This is a genomic window from Paraburkholderia phymatum (assembly GCF_040965635.1).
Classification (GTDB): Bacteria; Pseudomonadota; Gammaproteobacteria; order Burkholderiales; family Burkholderiaceae; genus Paraburkholderia; species Paraburkholderia phymatum_B.
This window is the reverse complement of record NZ_JBFRCH010000006.1, coordinates 332554-352711: the sequence shown is the minus strand read 5'-3', so window position 1 is coordinate 352711 and position 20158 is coordinate 332554. Positions and strand designations below refer to the sequence as shown.

Genomic DNA, 20158 nt, shown 5'->3' with positions numbered 1-20158 from the left:
GGGAATTGATAGTTTTTACCACCGTCCCCCGGTCCTCAGACGCAACGCGTCACTCTTACCGCCCCCTGCACGGTATTGACGGTCACAAGTAGTCTCCACCAGCGCACTTCGACGCTGGTTTTTCGCGTGGGAGCCACCGAATGCGTGCCTTTGGGCATGCAGGCGGCCCTTTTTCAGGTTTTTGGCTCCCCAACGGTACTTTTTGCCGTTTTCCCGACGTCGTCGTTGCCTTAACCAGAGCACGCGGCGTCTTGGTTTTGCGAACAGTAGTCCCAAGCCGGTCGTTTTTACGGCGTTCGCAGGGCCAGCAACATGGGAGATCTGAATGAACGCCTGGTTATCATGGCGTCCCAACGAGCGGATCGCGCAGGTCATGCGCGGCGCGCTGCGTCAGGGGACGCGTTTGAGTCATCATCTATTCAGCGTAGTTGGCGGGTTCGCAGTCCTGTTCGCACTCTCGCTGTGGCTGATGCCCGGCTGGCGCCTCATGCTGGCCACGCGGCTGATGCCTTTCATCTCGACCGCCGTGCAGGCTGGCCCCGCCCGTCTGCTGCAGGGCAATCCGCTGCCGTCGTTCGCCCCGCCACAGCGCGGCAATGCGGCGCCTCAGGACGATACGCTCTCGACGTCGTCGAATACGGGAGACAACGCCAACGGCCCGGCCAAGGCCGCTGACGCCGGCTTCAGCGTTGCAGGCGACAACTCCAGTTTTTCAGCTCCGGCGAGCACGGGCCTTTCGTCGGCCGCGCTGAACGGACTCGATCCGCGCACGCTGCCGAGCGTGGGCACGATCGCTTCGATGATTCCGTCGCAACGCGTGGCGGCGGATGCCCGCGACGACCGCGTGCTGATTTCCACACGTGAGCAGGACCTCGTCGCGTCCTTCCTCTCGCGCCGCTATCGCGTCGCTCAGGAGCCTGTCAGCGAGCTCGTGAAGGCCGCGTTCGACACGGGTCGCGAAGTCGGTCTCGATCCGCTGCTGCTGCTCGCCGTGATGGCGATCGAATCGGGCTTCAATCCGTATGCGGAGAGCGGTGTCGGCGCGAAGGGCCTGATGCAGGTCATGTCGACGGTTCACTCGGACAAATTCCGCTACTTCGGCGGCCAGTCGGCGGCGCTCGAGCCGCTCGCGAACATCAAGGTCGGTGCGATCGTGCTGAAGGATTGCATCGCGCGCGGCGGCTCGCTGCCGGGCGGTCTGCGTCTGTACGTCGGTTCGACGTCACCGGATGACGGCGGCTATGGCGCGAAGGTGATGGCCGAGCGTACGCGTCTGCGCGACATCGCGCGCGGCCGCAAGGTACCGATCAACTCGCCGCAGGCGCCCGCCACTGTGCAGGCCTCGAACTCGACGTCGGCAGCAGCGTCGAACGCTTCGAACAAGCGCGTGCAGGCGACGCTCGACGGTCATCCGCTCGCCCAGGCGAAGACGGCGCAGACGCCGGCGATCAAGGATTCGGAACAGGACGATGCGAGCGCGAACACGGCGAAGCATGCGACGCAGCAGCCGGAACTGGGCGCTTGATCGCGGAAGGAGCGCAGTAAGAAGCGCATAGACTAGGCATCGAGCAGAAAGAAAGGGCACCTACGGGTGCCCTTTGTCATTGTCTCGCCGGTTTCTGCCGCATCGGCGTCCGGTTCTTCCGCTCGACGAGAGCCGCCTCACGCGCGGCTCCGTGTCGCCGGGATCAACTGCCGAACAGCGTGCGCAGACGCTCGACAGCCTCTTCGAGCTTGGAATACGCGGTCGCGTACGACAGCCGGATGTATTCGCGCGGCTGGTACGAGCCGAAGTCCATGCCAGGCACGAGAACGACGCCCGCGTCGTGCAGCATCGCCCTGGTCAGCGCGGCGCTATCGCCCGCGGCCGGATGCGCGACGCTGCGGCAGTCGGCGTAGACGTAAAACGCGCCGTCCGGCATGACGGGCACAGTGAAGCCTAGCGATTCGAGCGCAGGCGTGATGAAATCGCGGCGGCGCTTGAACTCCAACCGGCGCGATTCGTAAATCGCGAGCGTTTCCGGCTCGAAGCAGGCCAGCGCGGCATGTTGCGCGAGCGCCGATGCACAGATGAACAGATTCTGCGCGAGCTTCTCGAACGCGCCGACGAGCGCCGGCGGCACCACGAGCCAGCCGAGCCGCCAGCCCGTCATGTTGAAGTACTTCGAGAAGCTGTTGACGGTGACGACATCGTCGCCGAACGAAAGCGCCGACACGGGCGGCGCGTCATAGCTCAAGCCCTGATAGATCTCATCGACGATCGTAAAGCCGCCGCGCGCGCGGACTGTCTCGACGATGCGCTTCAGTTCGGCCGGCTCGATCGACGTGCCGGTCGGATTCGACGGCGACGCGAGCAGCACGCCGCGTGTACGCTCGTTCCACAGACGCTCGACGTCGCTTGCCGTCAGCTGAAAACGCTCGGCCGGGCCGCTCGGCACGAGCACCGGCTTGCCCTCGGCGGCGGCGACGAAATGGCGGTTGCACGGATAGCTGGGATCGGGCATCAGCACTTCGTCATCGCGATCGACGAGCGCCGCACACGCCAGCAGCAGCGCCGCCGACGCTCCCGCCGTGACGACGATCCGCGCCGGATCGATATCGAGCCCGTATGCGTGCTTGTAATGACCGGCGATCGCGTCGCGCAACGCATGAATGCCGAGCGCGCTCGTGTACTGCGTGACGCCGCGCCGCAACGCCTCCGTCGCGGCCACGATGACGGGTTCCGGCGCCGTGAAGTCGGGCTCGCCGATACCCATATGGATGATGTCGCGCCCCGCGCGCTCCAGCAGCCCCGCTTCCTTGGCCAGTTCCATCACGTAGAACGGCTGGATCGCGTCGACGCGGGCGGCCAGTTTCACGAGAGGTTCGGTGATGCTGTTCATTCGATGAGTCCAGTTCAAACTGAGCGCAAAGACAGCCGCGCAAAAAAACAAAGGCGGGCCGGCGTTATACCGGGCCCGCCTGCATCAGCTATGGCTGAAGCCAGCCACGCTCACTGCTTGCGAGCGGCCGCCTGCGTCTCGGCGACGCGCAGTTTCGCCGACAGCTTGTCGAGCACGCCGTTCACGTACTTGTAGCCGTCCGCGCCGCCGAAGGTCTTTGCCAGCTCCACGGCCTCGTTGATCACGACGCGATACGGAATGTCGACCTGATTCTTCAGCTCGTAGGCGGCGACCAGCAGCACGGCGCGTTCAACGGGCGACAACTGGTCGATCGGGCGGTCGAGGCACGGCGTGAGATCCGCGGTCAGAGCTTCGGAGTCGCGGATCACGCCATGCAGGATGGCGTCCAGATGGTCGTGGTCGGCCTTGTCGAAACCCTGGGCGCCGCGCAGCTGGGCGTCGATTTCACCTGCCGGCGAACCCGACAGCAGCCACTGATAGAGCCCCTGCGTGGCCAGTTCGCGGGAGCGTCGGCGTGCGCTCTTCATGCCCGTTCCTCTTCGTCGTCCTCGTCTTCGCCTTCCTCGTCCTCGTCGCCGTCCAGCTGCTCGAGCGCGACCGCGAGGTTCGCCATTTCGACAGCGGTGCGAGCCGCGTCACGACCCTTCTCGGTCATGCGCGCGACGGCCTGTTCGTCCGTTTCGGTCGTCAGCACGGCATTCGCGACGGGGATGCCGAAGTCCAGCGCGATGCGCGAGATGCCCGCGCCGCTCTCGTTCGACACGAGTTCGAAGTGATACGTCTCGCCGCGGATGACCGCGCCGAGCGCGATCAGCGCGTCGAACTGGCCGCTTTCCGCGAGCTTTTGCAGCGCCAGCGGGATTTCCAGCGCGCCCGGCACGGTGACGAGCAGCACGTCTTCACCCGTCACGCCGAGTCGTTCGAGTTCTTCGATGCACGCGTCAGCGAGGCCGTTGCAGACGGGTTCGTTAAAGCGCGATTGGACGATGCCGATGCGCAGACCGTCGCCGTCGAGATTCGGTTGGTATTGTCCGATTTCCATATGAGGTCCGTAGTGTGTTGGTTGAGCGCAGGTTAGCGAAAACTGAGCGGTAACTGAGCGTGAAGCGGTAGAAGCGTTCAGCAGTTTTGCGGTTTTTCGGCCGCGCCGCCCGGCATCGGTACAAAGCCGGTCACTTCGAGCCCGTAGCCGGACATGCTGCCCAGCTTGCGCGGGGTCGAAAGCACCTGCATCTTGCCGACACCGAGTTCACGCAGAATCTGCGCGCCGATGCCATACGTCTTGAAGTCCACCGGGCGGCGCTTGAGCGCTTCGGCCCGGCTCTTTTCGTCGAATGCCTTGAATACGTCGATCAGATGATCCTTCGAGTCGCCGCAATTGAGCAGGACGATTACGCCTTGATCGCGCGTGGCGATTTCCTTCATCGCGGCGTCGAGCGTCCACGAGTGCGTGGAGCGGCCCACTTCGAGCAGATCCAGCACAGACAGCGGCTCGTGCACCCGCACCAGCGTTTCGCGCTCGGGCGTGGGTGTGCCGCGCACCAGCGCCATGTGCGGCTGTCCGCTCGGCTGGTCGAGGTACATCACCGCGCGGAACGGGCCGTGCACGGTCTGCATCGTGCGTTCGCACACTCGCTCGACGATCGATTCCGTGCGGCTGCGATAGTGAATCAGGTCGGCGATCGTGCCGATCTTCAGGCCGTGTTCTTGTGCAAACGTCAGCAGGTCGGGCAGGCGCGCCATCGTGCCATCGTCCTTGATGATTTCGCAGATCACCGCGGCCGGCGTGAGACCTGCGAGCGCCGTGAAATCGCAACCGGCTTCCGTGTGGCCCGCGCGCACCAACACGCCGCCCGGCTGCGCCATGATCGGAAACACGTGGCCCGGCTGGACGATGTCGTCGGCGCGCGCGTTCGCCGCGACGGCCGTGGCGATGGTATGCGCGCGGTCCGCCGCCGAAATGCCCGTCGTGACGCCTTCGGCCGCCTCGATGCTGACCGTGAACGCCGTGCCGTACTGCGTGCCGTTGCGGTGCGTCATCAGCGGCAGGTTCAGCAGCTTGCAGCGTTCCTGGCTGAGCGTCAGGCAGATCAGGCCACGGCCGTAGCGGGCCATGAAGTTGATCGCTTCCGGCGTGATGAATTCAGCTGCGATGACGAGGTCGCCCTCGTTTTCGCGGTCTTCTTCGTCGACAAGAATCACCATCCGGCCGGCTTTGAGCTCGGCGATGATTTCAAGGGTGGAGGCGAGGGTCATGTTGGCGAGAAGTTTGGGAAAGCGCGTATTTTACGCCACGCCGCCCGGCAAGTCGCCCGTCCGAACGGCATATGCCGTTCGGACGAATGTTCAGCCACGCTCACATACGCGAGACTGGAACGCGAAATTACTTCGGTGCGTTGAGCATCCGCTCGACGTAGCGCGCGATCAGGTCGATCTCCAGGTTCACCTTCGCGCCTTCCTTCAACGCCTTCAGCGTGGTTACTTCAACAGTATGCGGAATCAGATTGATCGAAAACTCGCAACCGTCGTGGAGGTCCGTCACCGAATTCACGGTGAGGCTCACGCCGTTCACGGTGATCGAGCCCTTGTACGCGAGGTACCTGCCGATGTCGCGCGGCGCGAGCACGCGCAGCTCGTGCGATTCGCCGACACGCGCAAAGCGCGTCACCGTGCCGAGGCCGTCCACATGGCCCGACACGATGTGGCCGCCCAGCCGGTCGTGCGAGCGCAGCGCCTTTTCCAGGTTCACTTCGCCCGTATCGGCAAGGCCCGCCGTGCGGTTCAGGCTTTCGCGCGAGACGTCCACGTCGAACGAGGTCGACGACTTTTCGATCACGGTCATGCACGCGCCCTGTATCGCGATGCTGTCGCCCAGTTGCACGTCCTCCAGATCGAGGCCTCCCGCGTCGACGGTCAGGCGCACGCCCGCGTCCGGTTCGCTGCCGAGCGGCTTGATCGATGCGATGCGGCCGACAGCCGCGACGATTCCCGTAAACATCGTGTCGTTTCCTATATCTATCCGTCAGTGTCCGGGCGGCTTCGGCATCAGGCGCGCGAGAATCCGCACGTCGCTGCCGATCCGGTCCACGGCATGAAATTCGAGTTGCGTGCGCGCGTCGAGCGAACCCGGCGCGGCGAGATTGAACATGCTCATCGAGTCGTTGCCGAGCAGGCTCGGCGCGAGATAGACGAGCAGCTCGTCGACGCAGCCTTCGCGCAACAGCGATCCGTTCAGCTTGTAGCCCGCCTCCACGTGCAGTTCGTTGACTTCGCGCTTGCCGAGCTCTTCCAGCATCTTAGGCAAGTCGACTTTGCCGTTCTCGTTCGCGAGCGGCACGATTTCGGCGCCACGGTCGTGCAGCGCGGCGGCGCGTTCTTCGAGCAGCGGCGTGAGCCTGCTGCAGAAGATCAGCGTCGGCGCGCCCGCGAGAATCTGCGCATCGGGCGGAACTTCGAGCTGGCTGTCGATCAGCACGCGGTGCGGCTGGCGCGTTGTATCGACGGCGCGCACGGTCATGCGCGGATTGTCTTCCTTCACTGTGCCGATGCCCGTCAGGATCGCGGACGCGCGGGCGCGCCATGCGTGGCCGTCATTGCGCGCCGCCTCGCTCGTGATCCACTGGCTCTCGCCCGACGGCAAGCCCGTGCGCCCATCCAGCGACGCCGCCACCTTCATCCGCACCCACGGGCGGCCGCGCGTCATCCGCGACACGAAGCCGATGTTCAGTTCGCGCGCCTCCGTTTCGAGCAGGCCGCAACGCACTTCGATGCCCACCTCGCGCAGCATCGACAGGCCGCGCCCCGACACGCGCGGATTCGGGTCTTCCATTGCGGCGACCACCCGCGCAACTTTCGCTTCGATCAGCGCGTTCGCGCAAGGCGGCGTGCGGCCGAAGTGGCTGCACGGTTCCAGGGTCACGTAAGCAGTCGCGCCGCGCGGATCGTTGCCGCGCTTGCGTGCGTCCTTCAGCGCCTGGATTTCCGCGTGATCGTGACCGGCGGGCTGCGTGTAGCCTTCGCCGATCACCTCGCCGTTCTTCACCAGCACGCAGCCGACGCGCGGATTCGGGTCGGTCGTGTACAGGCCGCGCCAGGCGAGGGCCAGCGCGCGCTCCATGTGGACGAAATCGGTCTGCGAGAACATCGGTTTGGCGTTATCCGTTCAATGTTTCGTCAACGCGGTTCACGCGAGCGACTTGAATGCGCCGCGCGCGGCATCGATGGTCGCGTCGATAATCGCGTCGTCGTGTGCGCTCGACACGAAGCCTGCCTCGTATGCGGAAGGCGCGAAGTACACGCCCGCATCCAGCATCTTGTGGAAGAACGCGTTGAAGCGCGGCACGTCGCAGCGCGAGATTTCCGCGAAGCTGCCCGGCACGTTCGCCGAAAAATACAGACCGAACATGCCGCCGACGGAATCCGCGGTGAACGGCACTTTCGCTTCGCGCGCGGCTTCCGTGAGGCCGTGCACGAGACGCGTCGTCTGACGCGAGAGCGTGTCGTAGAAGCCCGGCGCCTGGATCAGTTGCAATGTCTTGAGACCCGCCGCGACCGCGATGGGGTTGCCCGACAGCGTGCCCGCCTGGTAGACGCCGCCGAGCGGCGCGAGATGGGCCATGATGTCGCGCCGTCCACCGAAGGCCGCTGCCGGCATGCCGCCGCCAATCACCTTGCCAAGACACGTGAGGTCCGGAGTGATGCCATACAGTTGCTGCGCGCCGCCCAGCGCGACGCGGAACCCGCACATCACTTCGTCGAAGATCAGCACCGAGCCGTATTCGGTGCAGAGGCGGCGCAGCGCGCCGAGGAATTCGGGCGTCGCGCGCACGAGGTTCATGTTGCCCGCCACCGGCTCGACGATCACGGAAGCGATCTCGTTGCCGAACGCCTTGAACGCTTCTTCCAGCGCCGCGACATTGTTGTATTCGAGCACGGTGGTGTGCTTCGCGATATCGACGGGCACGCCCGCCGACGTCGGGTTGCCGAACGTCAGCAGGCCGGAGCCCGCCTTCACGAGCAGGCTGTCCGCGTGGCCGTGGTAGCAGCCCTCGAATTTGACGATGCGGCTGCGGTTCGTGAAGCCGCGCGCGAGGCGCAGCGCGCTCATTGTCGCTTCCGTGCCGCTCGATACCATCCGCACCTGTTCCATCGAAGGCACGAGCTTGCAGATTTCCTCGGCGATTTCGACCTCGGCTTGCGTCGGCGCGCCGAACGAGAAGCCGTTAACCAGCACGCGTTGCACGGCCTCGAGCACTTCCGGATGCACGTGGCCGACGATCATCGGCCCCCACGAGCCGATGTAGTCGATATAGCGCTTGCCCTCGGCGTCCCAGAAGTACGCGCCTTGCGCGCGTTCGATGAAACGCGGCGTGCCGCCGACCGAACGGAAGGCGCGCACGGGCGAGTTGACGCCGCCCGGAATGGTTTTCTGGGCGCGGTCGAAGAGTTCTTGATTGCTGGACATGAGCGTTGGACCTGCTTGGGTTGGGCTCGCGCGCCGAATGGCTGCGACTCGCGCGAGTGCGGTACAAGGGCGGTATCGATGCGCTGCGAACGGGCACGCGCAAGCGCGCAACGAACGCACGACCGTAAGAATGGCCTCACGAAATTGTACCGGAGTCGTGTGGAATCGGCCGTGAGCGGGAAGGCGCGACGGGGCGCCGCCGTATGCGTTCAGGTGCCACCGCCGCGGTTGCCGCCCGAGTTGCCGCCGTTATTGCCTTCGCCGTCGCCGGGCGCGCCGCCTGGACGCTTTGCCTTGCCGAAGTACATCGCGACCCGCGCTGCGCGTTTGCCGGCAGCCGCCTTGTTCGCTTCGCTCCATGCTTGCGTCGCTTGCTCCTTCGTCGATTTCGCCGGCTCGTCCGCATGTGGTGCGACGGCAGGCCTCGGCCGCTTGCCCGTCCGTTCGAGCCAGCGCTTTTCGAGCGCGCCCTCGGCGATCGGCTTGATCGAGATGCCCGAGGTTTGCGCGTCCCACGTCTGGACGGAGTAAGGGTGCTGGCGCAGTTCGTCGCGGGAGATCACGACTTCATGATGTGCATCGACCAGATAGTCGTACACGAAGTCGATGCACAGCCGGTAGCCGCGCTTCTTGGTCGCGTCGGGCACTTCGTATGGGGCGCGCGTCACATATCCAGACGCGAACACGCCTTTGGGCTCCAGCGTCACGCGATGAATGAACACGCGGTCGCCCGGCAGGATGCTGCGCGAAAAGCCGCAGCCCCAGACGTCGGTGACGGCCTCGCCAGCCGCGACGCGCTTTGCCACGTCCGGCAATTCGGGCCACGGCCACTTCCTGGGGCTCCAGATCAGCAGAAAGGCGGTCATCTGCGTCGAATGTCAGTGTGGAAGAAACGGACGACCAGCTTAACCGATCAGGCGGCGAAGGCCTGTCCTAGGCCTGTCTGCAGCGGGGCGCCGGGTCGGCGACAAACGGGGCGATATTTAAACGTCGGTTACAATCTCAGGCCGTATCCGCGACCCCGCACGGTCCGCTGGATCGCCCATCGACCGATCTTTGCGCGTCGCTTTTCACTGGATTCCCATGTCTCACGTCGTCAGATCCCGGCCGGATGCCCGGCTGATTCTGCTGCTCGGCGCGCTGGCCGCGTGCGGGCCGATTTCGATCGATATGTATCTGCCGAGTCTGCCGTCGATCACGCAGGCGTTCAACGTCAGCGCGGGCGCGGCGCAGGGCACGCTGACCAGCTTCATGCTCGGCTTCTCGATCGGCATGCTGCTGTATGGGCCGATGTCGGATGCGTACGGGCGGCGCCCTGTGCTGCTCGGCGGCATCATCATGTACACGCTCGCGACGATCGCCTGCGCGGTGTCGCTGTCGATTGGCGCGCTCGTCACGTTCCGCTTCGTGCAGGCGCTCGGCGCGGGCGCGGCTTCCGTGCTCGCGCGCGCGATCGCCCGCGATGCGCACGGCCCGACCGACGCAGCCCGCGTGCTGTCGATGCTCGCCATCGTCACGTCGATCGGGCCGTTGCTTGCGCCGCTGATCGGCGGGCAGTTGCTCCTGCTCGGCGGCTGGCGCGTCGTCTTCATCGCGCTGACGATCTTCGGCGCTCTGTGCGCCGCGACCGCGTTCATGCGTGTGCCGGAAACCTGGCCGCGCGAGAAGCGCGCGCATGGCGCGGTGCTCCAGTCGTTCGCCGCGTACGGCACGCTGCTGAAGGACCCTGTCACGTGGGGGCACATGCTGTGCGGTGGCATGGCGTTCGCGTCGATGTTCGCGTACATCACCGCCACGCCGTTCGTCTATATCGAGTACTTCCATGTGTCGCCGCAGCACTACGGCTTTCTGTTCGGGCTGAACATCATCGGCATCATGCTCGGCAACTTCGTGAACACGCGCGTCGTCGGAAGCACGGGGCCGTTGCCCGTCATCTCGGTCGCCGCGGCGATCAGCTTCGTCGCGTCGCTGTATGTCGCGCTGATGTGTCTGACGGGGTGGGGCGGGCTGTGGTCGATCGTCGTCGGGCTGTTCTTCGTGGTGGGCGTGGTCGGCGTGCTGTCGGCCAATTGCACGACCGATCTGATGCATCGCTATCCGCAGAATGCAGGCGCGGCGGCGGCCGTGTTCGGCGCGATGCAGCTTGCGCTCGGCGCGCTGTCGAGCTTCGCCGTCGGGCTGTGGCATGACGGTTCGCCGCAAGGGATGGGCGTGACGATTGCCGTCGCGGGATCGCTGTGCTTCGTCGGACGGTTCCTCGTGATGCGTTGGCATGGGCGGCCGGTGTCGCAGACTTCTGCGGCCTGACTTACACGCGCGAGACAACGCGCGAGACCACGCGCTAATTCACGCGCGAGCGAATCGGCGAATAACAAAAAGCCGAACCTGCTGCTGAATGGCAAAAGGTCCGGCTTTTTTACTGCTGAAACTCACTGCCCCGAGCACGGGCGCAGGCTAGTCCTTCGGCGAGGCCGCCGCTCCGTGACTGAGCCAATCGAGCACGGCCGTCGTATCGTCGTCGGCGTCCTTGCGCGCCTTCGTCACGGCGGCGCTGACTTCCGCGGCCGGCGCCGCACGACGGATCGCCACGCCGACAGCCAGGATGTCGATCATCAGCAGATGCAGAATGCGCGAGATCATCGACAACTGCGACTCGCGAATCTCGATGTGATCGGTTTCGAGCGCAACAGTCGCGCGCTTGGCCAAAGGCGTGTTGCTCGACGTGATCGCAATCACCTTCGCGCCCGCCTGCATCGCCACTTCGAGCACGCGCAGCAGTTCCGGCGCGCGGCCCGACTTCGACACCGCGACGATCACATCGCCCTTGCCGAGCAGCGCCGCCGACGCCGCCTGCATGTACAGATCGCCATAAGCGATCGTCGGAATGCCGAAGCGGAAGAACTTGTAGTGCGCGTCCTGCGCGACGATGTTCGAATTGCCGAGTCCGTAGAACTCGATGCGCCGCGCGCCGTTCAGCAGATCGATGGCCGTTTCGACATGCTCGAAGTTCAGATGCTCGCGCAACTGCAGGATCGCGGAGACGGTGTTGTCCAGCACCTTCGCGCCGAAGTCCGTCGCCGTATCGCCGAGATGCACCTGGCTGTGCGAGACGGGAATCGTGCCCGTCAGACCCGTCGCCAGCTTCAGCTTGAAATCGGACAGACCCTGGCAGCCGAGCGAGCGGCAGAAGCGGATCACGGTCGGCTGGCTCACGTCCGCCTTGCGCGCGATGTCGACGATGGGATCGTTGATGATCGAGCGCGGGTGATTGAGCGCGAGATCCGCGACGCGGCGCTCGGCGGGCGTCAGTGCATCGCGCATCTGCCGGATGCGCTCGAACACGGCGGACGAACTGCCGCCCGCGCGATTTGACAGCTGCTCCGCGAGAATCGCCGATACGCCGAGAAACGCCGGATACTCCGCCGTGATCACGTACGTCGGCACGTTCTTCAGATACGCCTCGAAGCGGCCCTTCGCCTCGAAGCGCTGACGGAACGACGAGCGCGCGAACACTTCGCCGAGACGCGGCACGACGCCGCCGCCGATATAGATGCCGCCCAGCGCGCCGAGCGTCACCGCGATGTTGCCCGCGAACGTGCCGAGGATGCCGCAGAACACGTCGATTGTCTCGGCGGCAAGCGGATCGCCGTCGAGGCCCTTCTTGACGATCTCCGACACTTCGAGCGTCGTGGGCACGCGCTTCTTGTCGCGAGCCGCGAGCGCGCGATAGATCACTTCGATGCCGGGCCCAGCGGCAACGCGCTCGAACGACACATGCGGCCACTTCTTGCGCGCGTATTGCAGCACGAGGTCTTCGCGCTCGTCCATCGGCGCGAACGTCGCGTGGCCGCCTTCGCTGCCGAGCGCGATCCAGCGGTCGTCGGCGGGAATCAGGCCGGACACGCCCATGCCCGTGCCCGGTCCAAGCAGGCCGATCACGCTGTTCTGCCGGCGCGTGCCGCCGCCGACCTGCACACGCTGCGAATCGGTGAGGCCCGGCAGCGCCATCGCGAGCGCGGTGAAGTCGTTCACGACGAGCAATGTGTCGAAGCCGAGCTGACGGCGCGTCGCTTCGATCGAGAACGTCCAGTCGTGATTCGTCATGCTGACCTGATCGCCGTCGACGGGATTCGCGATCGCAATCGCCGCATGATTCACGCGACCGATCTTGCTGTCCTTCAGATACCTCTTGATGACCTCTGCGACACCCGGATAGTCCGCGCACGGATAGACGAGAACCTGCGTGATTTCGCCGGGACCGGTTTCAAGCGCGAAGCGCGCATTGGTGCCGCCGATGTCGGCAAGCAGCCTCGGTCCGTCGGCGTGCTGGCCCGCGCCAGGGGCAGCCTTAGTTTGCACACCAGTAGACATCGAGTCTTACTCCCTTGTCGTTCGCCAACGTCGAGATGGCATTTTTTTGTGGGGCGGCTGCGGCGGCTTTGAGCACGTCGAGCTTTTTCTGACCGGCGATCAGCAGGAACAGCCGGTCGATTTTCTTCAACGCGGACATCGACCAGCTCACGCGCGCATGCGGCGCGGCGCCGGGATGCACGGCGACGAACGGATCGGCCGTCGAAACTGCGTGCTCCCATTCGGGCGCGTCCGCGAAAATCGACGCCGTGTGGCCGTCTTCGCCCATGCCGAGCACGGCCACATCGGGCAGGTGACGATCGCCGCGCGCGACGTCGCGATTCAACGCGGCAACATGAGCATCGAGCGATTGCGCCGTGTCGACGAGCGGCAGGAAGGTCGCCTCACGCGCGGCGTTCTGCAACAGCGTCGCACGGGCGAGGCGCGCGTTGCTCGCGTCATCCGTCTCGGGCACCCAGCGGTCGTCGACGAGCGTGATGGCGATGCGCTTCCAGTCGAACGGCTGCGTGGATAGCGTTTGCAGAAACGGACGCGGACTCGTGCCACCGGACACGGCAAGCGTCGTCGGGTGCGCGTGGGTTGCGCTCGCACGGGCGGCGAGCGACGCCTGTAGCGCGTCGCCGACCGCCTTCGCCAGCGCGTCGGATTGGGCGCGCGGGTCGTCGAAAGCGTGAAGCTCGATCACTTCTCCTCCATGCTGCTTTCTTTGTTAGATCTGAGGTGCTGCGGGGGCGGCATCGGCGATCACGAAAGCCGACGCGGCCCGATGCTGCCCGATGCTGCCTTGTCCCGCTGCTGCCGCGACGGGTCCGGTGTCATCTGCTTTACCGGGTTCCCGTCCGGCCGTTCATGCCGTACTGCAAGCGGCGCATCGGGTGCAAGATCGATGCAAAGACATCGATCATCGCAGGACAAAACAAAACGCGCGGTACTTCGTCAATTCTCTTCTTCGAGCCAGCAGGTGTCGTGCTGCGCGAGCATCGCGCTTGCGGCCGCCGGCCCCCACGTGCCCGCCGCATAAGGCTTCGGCTTGCCCGACGCGGCCCACTCGTTGAGGATCGGCTCGACCCACTTCCATGCCGCTTCCTGTTCGTCGCGACGCACGAAGAGCGCGAGACGCCCGTGGATCACGTCGAGCAGCAGACGCTGATACGCCTCCATCTGGCCTTCCTTGAAGAACTGGTCGAAGGCGAGATCGAGGTGCACGCTCGACAGGTTCATCCCTTCGCCCGGTTTCTTCGCGAGGCAGTAGAGGCGGATCGTTTCGTTCGGCTGCAGGCGGATCACGAGACGATTCGCGCCCGGCCGCGGCGCCGACGAACCCAGCGCCGAATGCGGCACGGCGCGGAAGTTCACGACGATCTCCGCGACGCGATCGGCCAGCCGCTTGCCCGTGCGCAGGAAGAACGGCACGCCCGCCCAGCGCCAGTTCTCGATCTCGACTTTCAGCGCGACAAACGTTTCTGTCGCGCTGTCCGTCTTCACGCCGGGTTCCGTTGCATACGCCGGCACCGACGCGCCGCGAATGACGCCCGCATGATACTGGCCACGCACGGCGACCTTGCCGATGTCGCGCGGATCGATCGGCTTCAGCGCGCGCAGCACGCGCAGCTTTTCGTCGCGGACGGAATCCGAATCCATCGAATGCGGCGGCTCCATCGCGACGATCGAAAGCAGTTGCAGCAAATGGTTCTGCACCATGTCGCGCAGCGCGCCCGTATTGTCGTAGAAGTCGCCGCGCGCTTCCACGCCGAGTTCTTCGGCGATCGTGATCTGAATGCTCTCGACCCACTCGCGGCGCCACAGCGGCTCGAAGAGCGCATTGCCGAAGCGCAGCGCCAACAGGTTCTGCACGGGCTCTTTGCCGAGGTAGTGATCGATACGGTAGATCTGCCCTTCGGCGAAGATCTCGCCGACGGCATCGTTGATCGCATTCGAAGAACGCAGGTCGTAGCCGAGCGGCTTTTCGAGCACGATGCGCGCGTTTTCGTTGAGACCCACCGACGCGAGCGCGCGGCAGATCGGCACGAACAGCGACGGGCCCGTCGCCAGATAGAACACGCGCGTGCCGGGCAGGTCCTGCATCGCGTCGCGCAGCTTGACGAAGTCTTCGGCCTTGCCGAGATCGAGCTTCACGTACTCGATGCGTTCGAGAAAGCTCGACCACGCGTTTTCGTCGATGCCGTTCTTCGAGACGTGCGCCTTCACGTGTTCGTTGACCCACTGCAGATAGCCGTTACGGTCTTCCTCATGCCGCGCGACGGCAATGATCTTGCCGCTCGCCTCGAGCATGCCCGCGCGGTGCGCTTCATACAGAGCGGGGAGGATCTTGCGCATCGACAGGTCGCCGGTTCCGCCGAAGAGAACGAAGGTGAAGCTGGAGTCGGTTTGCATGAGTCTCCGTGGGATATCTGGTGGGCCTGTAAGGCGCCCGTAGTCCGATAAAATTTTTTTTGACACTGAATTGTAGTTTAACTACAATCCAAATCAAGAGGTAACGTGAATTCGGCGAAAAAAGCGTGCGGGGCTTGTGAACAAGCGCCTTTTCGCGGTGCACGTAGCTTCCCTGCATGTTAACGGACAACGCGTTCCGGCATGCGCCAGAGTGCCTTTCGCAGGCGGCGCACGATGGCCGAAACGGGCGTTTTCAGCGAATGACGTGCGCGGACCACCTCGAGTCTGCAACGCGCCGCAGTCAGAAGGCGGAGCAGGCAAAAATCAGAAGAGGAGACAGTTCTTGCATTGCAAACCACTCATCTCTTGAGCGTCACGCGGCCGAACCTCGGCACGCCGGCACATCCACTTCACCTCGTGCCTGTCCGACGCTCGACCGTCCAGCGCATTGCCTGTTTGACCAACCATCGCACCCTGGTGACATCAGGGGCCACTCGTTTTTAGTTCAGGTGTCTGGAGGAGATAAGCAATGAAATTCCGCGCGATCATGGGCGCCCTGTGCGCCGCAGGTCTGATGTGTGGCGTCGCCACGGCACAGGCGGCCGAATCCGTCGAAGTGCTGCACTGGTGGACATCGGGCGGCGAGTCGAAGGCCGTCGGCGTGTTGAAGGACGACATGACGAAACAGGGCTACACGTGGAAGGACTTCGCGGTGGCAGGCGGTGCAGGCGCAGCGGCCATGACGGCGCTGAAGACCCAGGTGATCTCGGGCAACGCGCCGAGCGCGGCTCAGATCAAGGGCCCGCTGATCCAGGAATGGGCATCGCAAGGCGTGCTCGTGAATATCGACTCCGTCGCTGGCGACTGGAAGAAGAACCTGCCGCCGGAAATCGACAAGATCATGCACGCGGAAGGCCACTACGTCGCGGCGCCGTTCTCGGTGCACCGCGTCAACTGGCTGTACATCAACAAGGCGGCACTCGACAAGGCAGGCGGCAAGGTGCCGACCACGTGGCCTGAGTTCTTCGCCGTCGCCGACAAGATGAAGGCGGCCGGCATCATGCCGATCGCGATGGGCGGCCAGCCGTGGCAGGACCTGACGCTGTGGGAAGACGTCGTGCTGTCGCAAGGCGCGGACTTCTACAAGAAGGCGCTCGTCGACCTCGACCAGAAGACGCTGACTTCGGACAAGATGGTCCAGGTGTTCGACACGGTCCGCAAGATCCAGGGCTATTTCGACAGCGGCCGCACGGGCCGTGACTGGAACCTGGCGACGGCGATGGTCATCAACGGCAAGGCCGGCATGCAGTTCATGGGCGACTGGGCGAAGGGCGAGTTCGCGAACGCGAGCAAGAAGGCTGGCTCGGACTACATCTGTGCTGCGGTGCCGGGTACGGAGAAGTCGTACACGTTCAACGTCGACTCGTTCGTGTTCTTCCAGCAGAAGGGCCAGAAGGCGGCAACGCCGGGCCAGCTGGCGCTCGCGAAGACCATCATGAGCCCGGATTTCCAGGAGCAGTTCAGCCTGTACAAGGGCTCGATCCCGGTTCGCCTGGGCGTGTCGATGGATAAATTCGACGACTGCGCGAAGAAGTCCTACGCTGATGAACAGACGGCCATCAAGTCGGGCGGCTATGTGCCGTCGCTGGCTCACGGCATGGCTCAGCCGGACGCAGCAGCAGGCGCGATCTCGGACGTCGTGACGAAGTTCATGAACTCGTCGCAAGACTCGAAGAGCGCGGTTGCCGCACTCGCGAAGGCTGCGAAGACCAAGTAAGCAGTCGTAGCACACAGTTGTAGCAGAACGCCCGACGCGCGTGGTCTTTCGCATGGTCTGCAATTCGTGCGAGACCGATACATGCGAGACCGCGTGCGCCGGACGACGATGGTGCGATGCATCACCCGCGCCTCTGCCGTTCCGGCATCGCCCGACGATGACGATGACGGTACAGTTCCAGGAGTCGAGTTGTGACTGCTTCTATTAGCGGAAACGCAAAAGGCACGGCGCCCGTCGCGCGCCGCACGTCGCCGATGGCGGCGCTCGCCGACCGCTGGATTCCGAAGCTGGTGTTGTCGCCCAGCATCGTGATCAGCCTTGTCTTCGTCTACGGTTTCATTCTGGTTACCGGCTATCTGTCGCTGTCGAGTTCGCGATTGATGCCGCGTTACGATTTCGCGGGCTTCGACCGGTACGCCGAACTGTTCGATAACGACGTCTGGTGGACGTCTGCGGCGAACCTCGGCTGGTTCGGCATTCCGTTTATCGCGATCTGCGTCGGCCTCGGTCTGTTCCTTGCGATCCTGCTCGACCAGAAGATCCGCAACGAAGGCGCATTGCGCGCCGTGTTTCTGTATCCGATGGCGCTGTCGTTCATCGTGACGGGCACCGCATGGCAGTGGGTTCTGAATCCTGGCCTCGGCATTGAGAAGGTGTTGCACGACTGGGGCTGGACGAGCTTTTCGTTCGGCTGGTTGGGCGACCCTGACAAGGCGATTTTCTGCGTCGTGATCGCGGCCGTGTGGCAATCGACGGGCTTCGTGATGGCGCTCTTCCTTGCCGGCCTGCGCGGCGTCGACAGCGAAATCTTCAAGGCGGCGCAAGTGGACGGCGCGACGCTGCCGACCATCTATCGCAAGATCGTGATTCCGAGCATGCGCCCCGTGTTCTTCTCGGTGCTGCTGATTCTCTGCCACATCACGATCAAGACCTTCGACCTCGTCGTCGCGTTGACGGCGGGCGGTCCGGGCACGTCGTCGTCGCTGCCCGCGATGTTCATGTACACGTTTTCGTTCAACCGCGGGCAACTGGGCGTCGGCGCGGCTTCGTCGATGATGATGCTCGCAACCGTCGTGGCCGTGCTCGTGCCGCTGATGTATCTGGAATCGAGGAGCACGCGCAATGCAGCCTAAGATGAACATCAGCCGTGCTGTCATCTACGCGGCACTGATCCTGTTTGCGTTGTACTTCCTGTTCCCGCTGTACGTGATGCTGTCGACGTCGTTCAAGGACATCGATCAGCTGCGCTCGGGCAACCTGCTCACGCCGCCGTCGCACTGGACGGTCGCGCCGTGGGTGAAGGCGTGGAGCGAAGCGTGTACGGGCGTGCGCTGCGAGGGCATGCAGCCGTTCTTCATGAACTCGGTGAAGATGGTGATTCCCGCCGTGCTGATCTCGTCGATCATCGGCGCGTTCAACGGCTATGTGCTCACGCACTGGCGTTTTCGCGGCGCGGATGCGCTGTTCACGATGCTGCTGGTCGGCTGCTTCATTCCGTTCCAGGCGATCCTGCTGCCGATGGCGCGACTGCAAGGCTTCTTCGGCCTGTCGAACACGATCGGCGGGCTGGTGCTCGTGCACGTCGTGTACGGCATCGCGTTCACGACGATGTTCTTCCGCAACTTCTACGTGAGCGTTCCCGCTGAACTCGTGAAGGCGGCGCGTATCGACGGCGCCGGGTTCTTCATGATCTTCTCGAAGATCATGCTGCCGATTTCGCTGCCGATTTTCATGGTGTGCCTGATCTGGCAATTCACGCAGATCTGGAATGACTTCCTGTTCGGTATCGTGTTCTCCGGTGTCGATTCGATGCCGATCACCGTGGCGCTGAACAACCTTGTGAATACGTCGACGGGCGTGAAGGAATACAACGTCGACATGGCGGGCGCGATCATCGCGGCACTGCCGACGCTGCTCGTCTACGTGATCGCCGGCCGCTACTTCGTGCGCGGCCTGACGGCGGGCGCGGTGAAGGGCTAATTTTTCTTGTTGGCGTGTCGCTCGCGTGTCGATGCGAGCGACGGCCTGAACGGCATTCGGCCTGCGTCGCCAGCTAGCGGCGCATCAGCAGTACAGAGACTAGAGGATTCACAGCATGGCAAGCCTTTCCATCCGTGACGTGTACAAGACCTACCCGAACGGGGTGCCTGTCCTGAAGGGTGTCAACATCGACATCGAAGACGGCCAGTTCCTGATTCTCGTCGGCGGCTCGGGCTGTGGTAAGTCGACACTGCTCAATATGATCGCCGGTCTCGAGACCGTGACGAAGGGCGATATTCAGATCGGCGGCAAGACGGTGAACAACCTGTCGCCGAAAGATCGCGATATCGCAATGGTGTTCCAGTCGTATGCGCTGTATCCGTCGATGACGGTGCGCGACAACATTTCCTTTGGTTTGAATATCCGCAAGGTGCCGAAGGGGGAGCAGGATCAGATCGTTTCGCGCGTTTCCAAGCTGCTTCAAATCGAACATCTTTTGGATCGGAAGCCTGGTCAACTCTCTGGCGGTCAGCGGCAGCGGGTTGCTATGGGGCGTGCTCTTGCGCGTGATCCCGCGATGTTCCTGTTCGATGAGCCTCTGTCGAACCTGGACGCCAAGCTGCGGATCGAGATGCGCTCGGAGATCAAGCTGCTGCATCAGCGTCTTGGCACCACGATCGTTTATGTGACGCACGATCAGATCGAAGCCATGACTCTGGGCGATCGTATCGCTGTGATGAAGGACGGTATCGTTCAGCAGTTCGGGGCGCCGCAACAGATTTATGACTCACCCTCGAATCTGTTCGTTGCCGGCTTTATCGGTGCGCCGCCGATGAACTTCATTCAAGGTAAAGTCGTTGAGCAAGGTTCTGGCGTTGGGCTTGAACTCGATACGGGGGTTAAGCGCGGTGTGTTGAATCTGCCCTTCGATGGCGCCGTGAAGTCGCATGTCGGCAAGGAAGTGATTCTTGGACTGCGCCCTGAGCGGATTACCGATACGCGGAATGCGCACAACGTCGATGACGGCAAGCATCAGCCGATCGACGTTAAGGTCGATGTGATCGAGCCTACTGGGCCGGATACTTTGGTATTCGCTCAAGTGAACGGCAAACGGATCGTTAGCCGTGTTCACCCGGGTGCTAATCCGCAGCCGGATCAGAATATGTCGCTGATGTTTGATGTTTCTAAGGCTGTCCTGTTCGATCCGCAGACGGAGCAGCGGATTGCTTAAGGGTTGGTTGATGTAGTTGAGTTGTTTCGAGGGAAGCC

17 protein-coding genes are annotated in these 20158 nt (G+C 63.8%); 6 read left to right on the top strand and 11 right to left on the bottom strand.

Annotated features, from left to right (window positions below):
* Nucleotides 1–325 precede the first annotated feature (325 nt).
* Nucleotides 326–1525, top strand: coding sequence for a transglycosylase SLT domain-containing protein (locus AB4Y32_RS15225; RefSeq protein WP_368722102.1), 1200 nt, complete (start codon nt 326–328; stop codon nt 1523–1525).
* Nucleotides 1526–1688: 163 nt separating this feature from the next.
* On the opposite strand, the gene AB4Y32_RS15220 is transcribed toward AB4Y32_RS15225, so the two are convergent.
* The 8 genes from AB4Y32_RS15220 to AB4Y32_RS15185 all read right to left on the bottom strand — a co-directional run bounded on the left by AB4Y32_RS15220 (nt 1689) and on the right by AB4Y32_RS15185 (nt 9233).
* Nucleotides 1689–2882, bottom strand: a complete 1194-nt coding sequence (locus tag AB4Y32_RS15220; RefSeq protein WP_368722101.1) for a pyridoxal phosphate-dependent aminotransferase — start codon at nt 2880–2882, stop codon at nt 1689–1691.
* A 110-nt stretch (nt 2883–2992) separates the two neighbouring features.
* Entirely contained in the window at nt 2993–3430 is a 438-nt protein-coding gene (gene nusB / locus AB4Y32_RS15215) for a transcription antitermination factor NusB (protein ID WP_368722100.1), read from the bottom strand.
* On the bottom strand, nt 3427–3945 hold the full coding sequence (ribH, locus tag AB4Y32_RS15210; RefSeq protein WP_087733837.1) for a 6,7-dimethyl-8-ribityllumazine synthase: 519 nt from the start codon (nt 3943–3945) through the stop codon (nt 3427–3429). The genes nusB and ribH overlap by 4 nt, the downstream gene beginning before the upstream one ends.
* Before the next feature lie 77 nt (nt 3946–4022).
* Nucleotides 4023–5159, bottom strand: a complete 1137-nt coding sequence (ribBA, locus tag AB4Y32_RS15205) for a bifunctional 3,4-dihydroxy-2-butanone-4-phosphate synthase/GTP cyclohydrolase II (protein WP_368722099.1) — start codon at nt 5157–5159, stop codon at nt 4023–4025.
* Nucleotides 5160–5286: 127 nt separating this feature from the next.
* Nucleotides 5287–5901, bottom strand: coding sequence for a riboflavin synthase (locus AB4Y32_RS15200; protein ID WP_368722098.1), 615 nt, complete (start codon nt 5899–5901; stop codon nt 5287–5289).
* Nucleotides 5902–5925: 24 nt separating this feature from the next.
* The gene (ribD, locus tag AB4Y32_RS15195; protein WP_368722097.1) at nt 5926–7047 is read right to left on the bottom strand and encodes a bifunctional diaminohydroxyphosphoribosylaminopyrimidine deaminase/5-amino-6-(5-phosphoribosylamino)uracil reductase RibD; all 1122 of its coding nucleotides are present in this window, start codon (nt 7045–7047) and stop codon (nt 5926–5928) included.
* A 39-nt stretch (nt 7048–7086) separates the two neighbouring features.
* Nucleotides 7087–8367 (bottom strand): glutamate-1-semialdehyde 2,1-aminomutase, encoded by a 1281-nt coding sequence (hemL, locus tag AB4Y32_RS15190; protein ID WP_368722096.1) that lies wholly within the window; start codon nt 8365–8367, stop codon nt 7087–7089.
* A gap of 209 nt (nt 8368–8576) precedes the next feature.
* On the bottom strand, nt 8577–9233 hold the full coding sequence (locus AB4Y32_RS15185; RefSeq protein ID WP_368722095.1) for a hypothetical protein: 657 nt from the start codon (nt 9231–9233) through the stop codon (nt 8577–8579).
* Nucleotides 9234–9450: 217 nt separating this feature from the next.
* Between AB4Y32_RS15185 and AB4Y32_RS15180 the strand changes: the two genes are divergently transcribed.
* The gene (locus AB4Y32_RS15180) at nt 9451–10674 is read left to right on the top strand and encodes a Bcr/CflA family multidrug efflux MFS transporter (protein WP_368722094.1); all 1224 of its coding nucleotides are present in this window, start codon (nt 9451–9453) and stop codon (nt 10672–10674) included.
* A gap of 147 nt (nt 10675–10821) precedes the next feature.
* On the opposite strand, the gene AB4Y32_RS15175 is transcribed toward AB4Y32_RS15180, so the two are convergent.
* The 3 genes from AB4Y32_RS15175 to zwf all read right to left on the bottom strand — a co-directional run bounded on the left by AB4Y32_RS15175 (nt 10822) and on the right by zwf (nt 15132).
* Complete coding sequence (locus AB4Y32_RS15175) at nt 10822–12738, bottom strand: bifunctional transcriptional regulator/glucokinase (RefSeq protein WP_368722093.1); 1917 nt, start codon at nt 12736–12738, stop codon at nt 10822–10824.
* Nucleotides 12716–13423, bottom strand: coding sequence for a 6-phosphogluconolactonase (gene pgl / locus AB4Y32_RS15170; RefSeq protein ID WP_368722092.1), 708 nt, complete (start codon nt 13421–13423; stop codon nt 12716–12718). The genes AB4Y32_RS15175 and pgl overlap by 23 nt, the downstream gene beginning before the upstream one ends.
* A 251-nt stretch (nt 13424–13674) precedes the next feature.
* Entirely contained in the window at nt 13675–15132 is a 1458-nt protein-coding gene (gene zwf / locus AB4Y32_RS15165) for a glucose-6-phosphate dehydrogenase (protein ID WP_368722091.1), read from the bottom strand.
* Between the two features lie 529 nt (nt 15133–15661).
* Between zwf and AB4Y32_RS15160 the strand changes: the two genes are divergently transcribed.
* From AB4Y32_RS15160 to AB4Y32_RS15145, 4 genes are all read left to right on the top strand, one after another.
* On the top strand, nt 15662–16909 hold the full coding sequence (locus AB4Y32_RS15160; RefSeq protein ID WP_368722090.1) for an ABC transporter substrate-binding protein: 1248 nt from the start codon (nt 15662–15664) through the stop codon (nt 16907–16909).
* Nucleotides 16910–17100: 191 nt separating this feature from the next.
* Entirely contained in the window at nt 17101–18042 is a 942-nt protein-coding gene (locus tag AB4Y32_RS15155) for a carbohydrate ABC transporter permease (protein ID WP_087733848.1), read from the top strand.
* Nucleotides 18032–18889: a carbohydrate ABC transporter permease gene (locus tag AB4Y32_RS15150; protein WP_087733849.1), complete on the top strand. Its 858-nt coding sequence runs from the start codon at nt 18032–18034 to the stop codon at nt 18887–18889. Before AB4Y32_RS15155 ends, AB4Y32_RS15150 begins: the two co-directional genes overlap by 11 nt.
* Nucleotides 18890–19004: 115 nt before the next feature.
* On the top strand, nt 19005–20120 hold the full coding sequence (locus tag AB4Y32_RS15145) for an ABC transporter ATP-binding protein (RefSeq protein ID WP_368722089.1): 1116 nt from the start codon (nt 19005–19007) through the stop codon (nt 20118–20120).
* The last annotated feature ends 38 nt before the right edge of the window (nt 20121–20158 follow it).

Bases quoted from the DNA above. Each gene is read 5' to 3' on its own strand.
- AB4Y32_RS15225 (WP_368722102.1), top strand. From the start codon at position 326: ATGAACGCCTGGTTATCATGGCGTCCCAACGAGCGGATCGCGCAGGTC.
- AB4Y32_RS15220 (WP_368722101.1), bottom strand. From the start codon at position 2,882: ATGAACAGCATCACCGAACCTCTCGTGAAACTGGCCGCCCGCGTCGAC.
- nusB (WP_368722100.1), bottom strand. From the start codon at position 3,430: ATGAAGAGCGCACGCCGACGCTCCCGCGAACTGGCCACGCAGGGGCTC.
- ribH (WP_087733837.1), bottom strand. From the start codon at position 3,945: ATGGAAATCGGACAATACCAACCGAATCTCGACGGCGACGGTCTGCGC.
- ribBA (WP_368722099.1), bottom strand. From the start codon at position 5,159: ATGACCCTCGCCTCCACCCTTGAAATCATCGCCGAGCTCAAAGCCGGC.
- AB4Y32_RS15200 (WP_368722098.1), bottom strand. From the start codon at position 5,901: ATGTTTACGGGAATCGTCGCGGCTGTCGGCCGCATCGCATCGATCAAG.
- ribD (WP_368722097.1), bottom strand. From the start codon at position 7,047: ATGTTCTCGCAGACCGATTTCGTCCACATGGAGCGCGCGCTGGCCCTC.
- hemL (WP_368722096.1), bottom strand. From the start codon at position 8,367: ATGTCCAGCAATCAAGAACTCTTCGACCGCGCCCAGAAAACCATTCCG.
- AB4Y32_RS15185 (WP_368722095.1), bottom strand. From the start codon at position 9,233: ATGACCGCCTTTCTGCTGATCTGGAGCCCCAGGAAGTGGCCGTGGCCC.
- AB4Y32_RS15180 (WP_368722094.1), top strand. From the start codon at position 9,451: ATGTCTCACGTCGTCAGATCCCGGCCGGATGCCCGGCTGATTCTGCTG.
- AB4Y32_RS15175 (WP_368722093.1), bottom strand. From the start codon at position 12,738: ATGTCTACTGGTGTGCAAACTAAGGCTGCCCCTGGCGCGGGCCAGCAC.
- zwf (WP_368722091.1), bottom strand. From the start codon at position 15,132: ATGCAAACCGACTCCAGCTTCACCTTCGTTCTCTTCGGCGGAACCGGC.
- AB4Y32_RS15160 (WP_368722090.1), top strand. From the start codon at position 15,662: ATGAAATTCCGCGCGATCATGGGCGCCCTGTGCGCCGCAGGTCTGATG.
- AB4Y32_RS15150 (WP_087733849.1), top strand. From the start codon at position 18,032: ATGCAGCCTAAGATGAACATCAGCCGTGCTGTCATCTACGCGGCACTG.
- AB4Y32_RS15145 (WP_368722089.1), top strand. From the start codon at position 19,005: ATGGCAAGCCTTTCCATCCGTGACGTGTACAAGACCTACCCGAACGGG.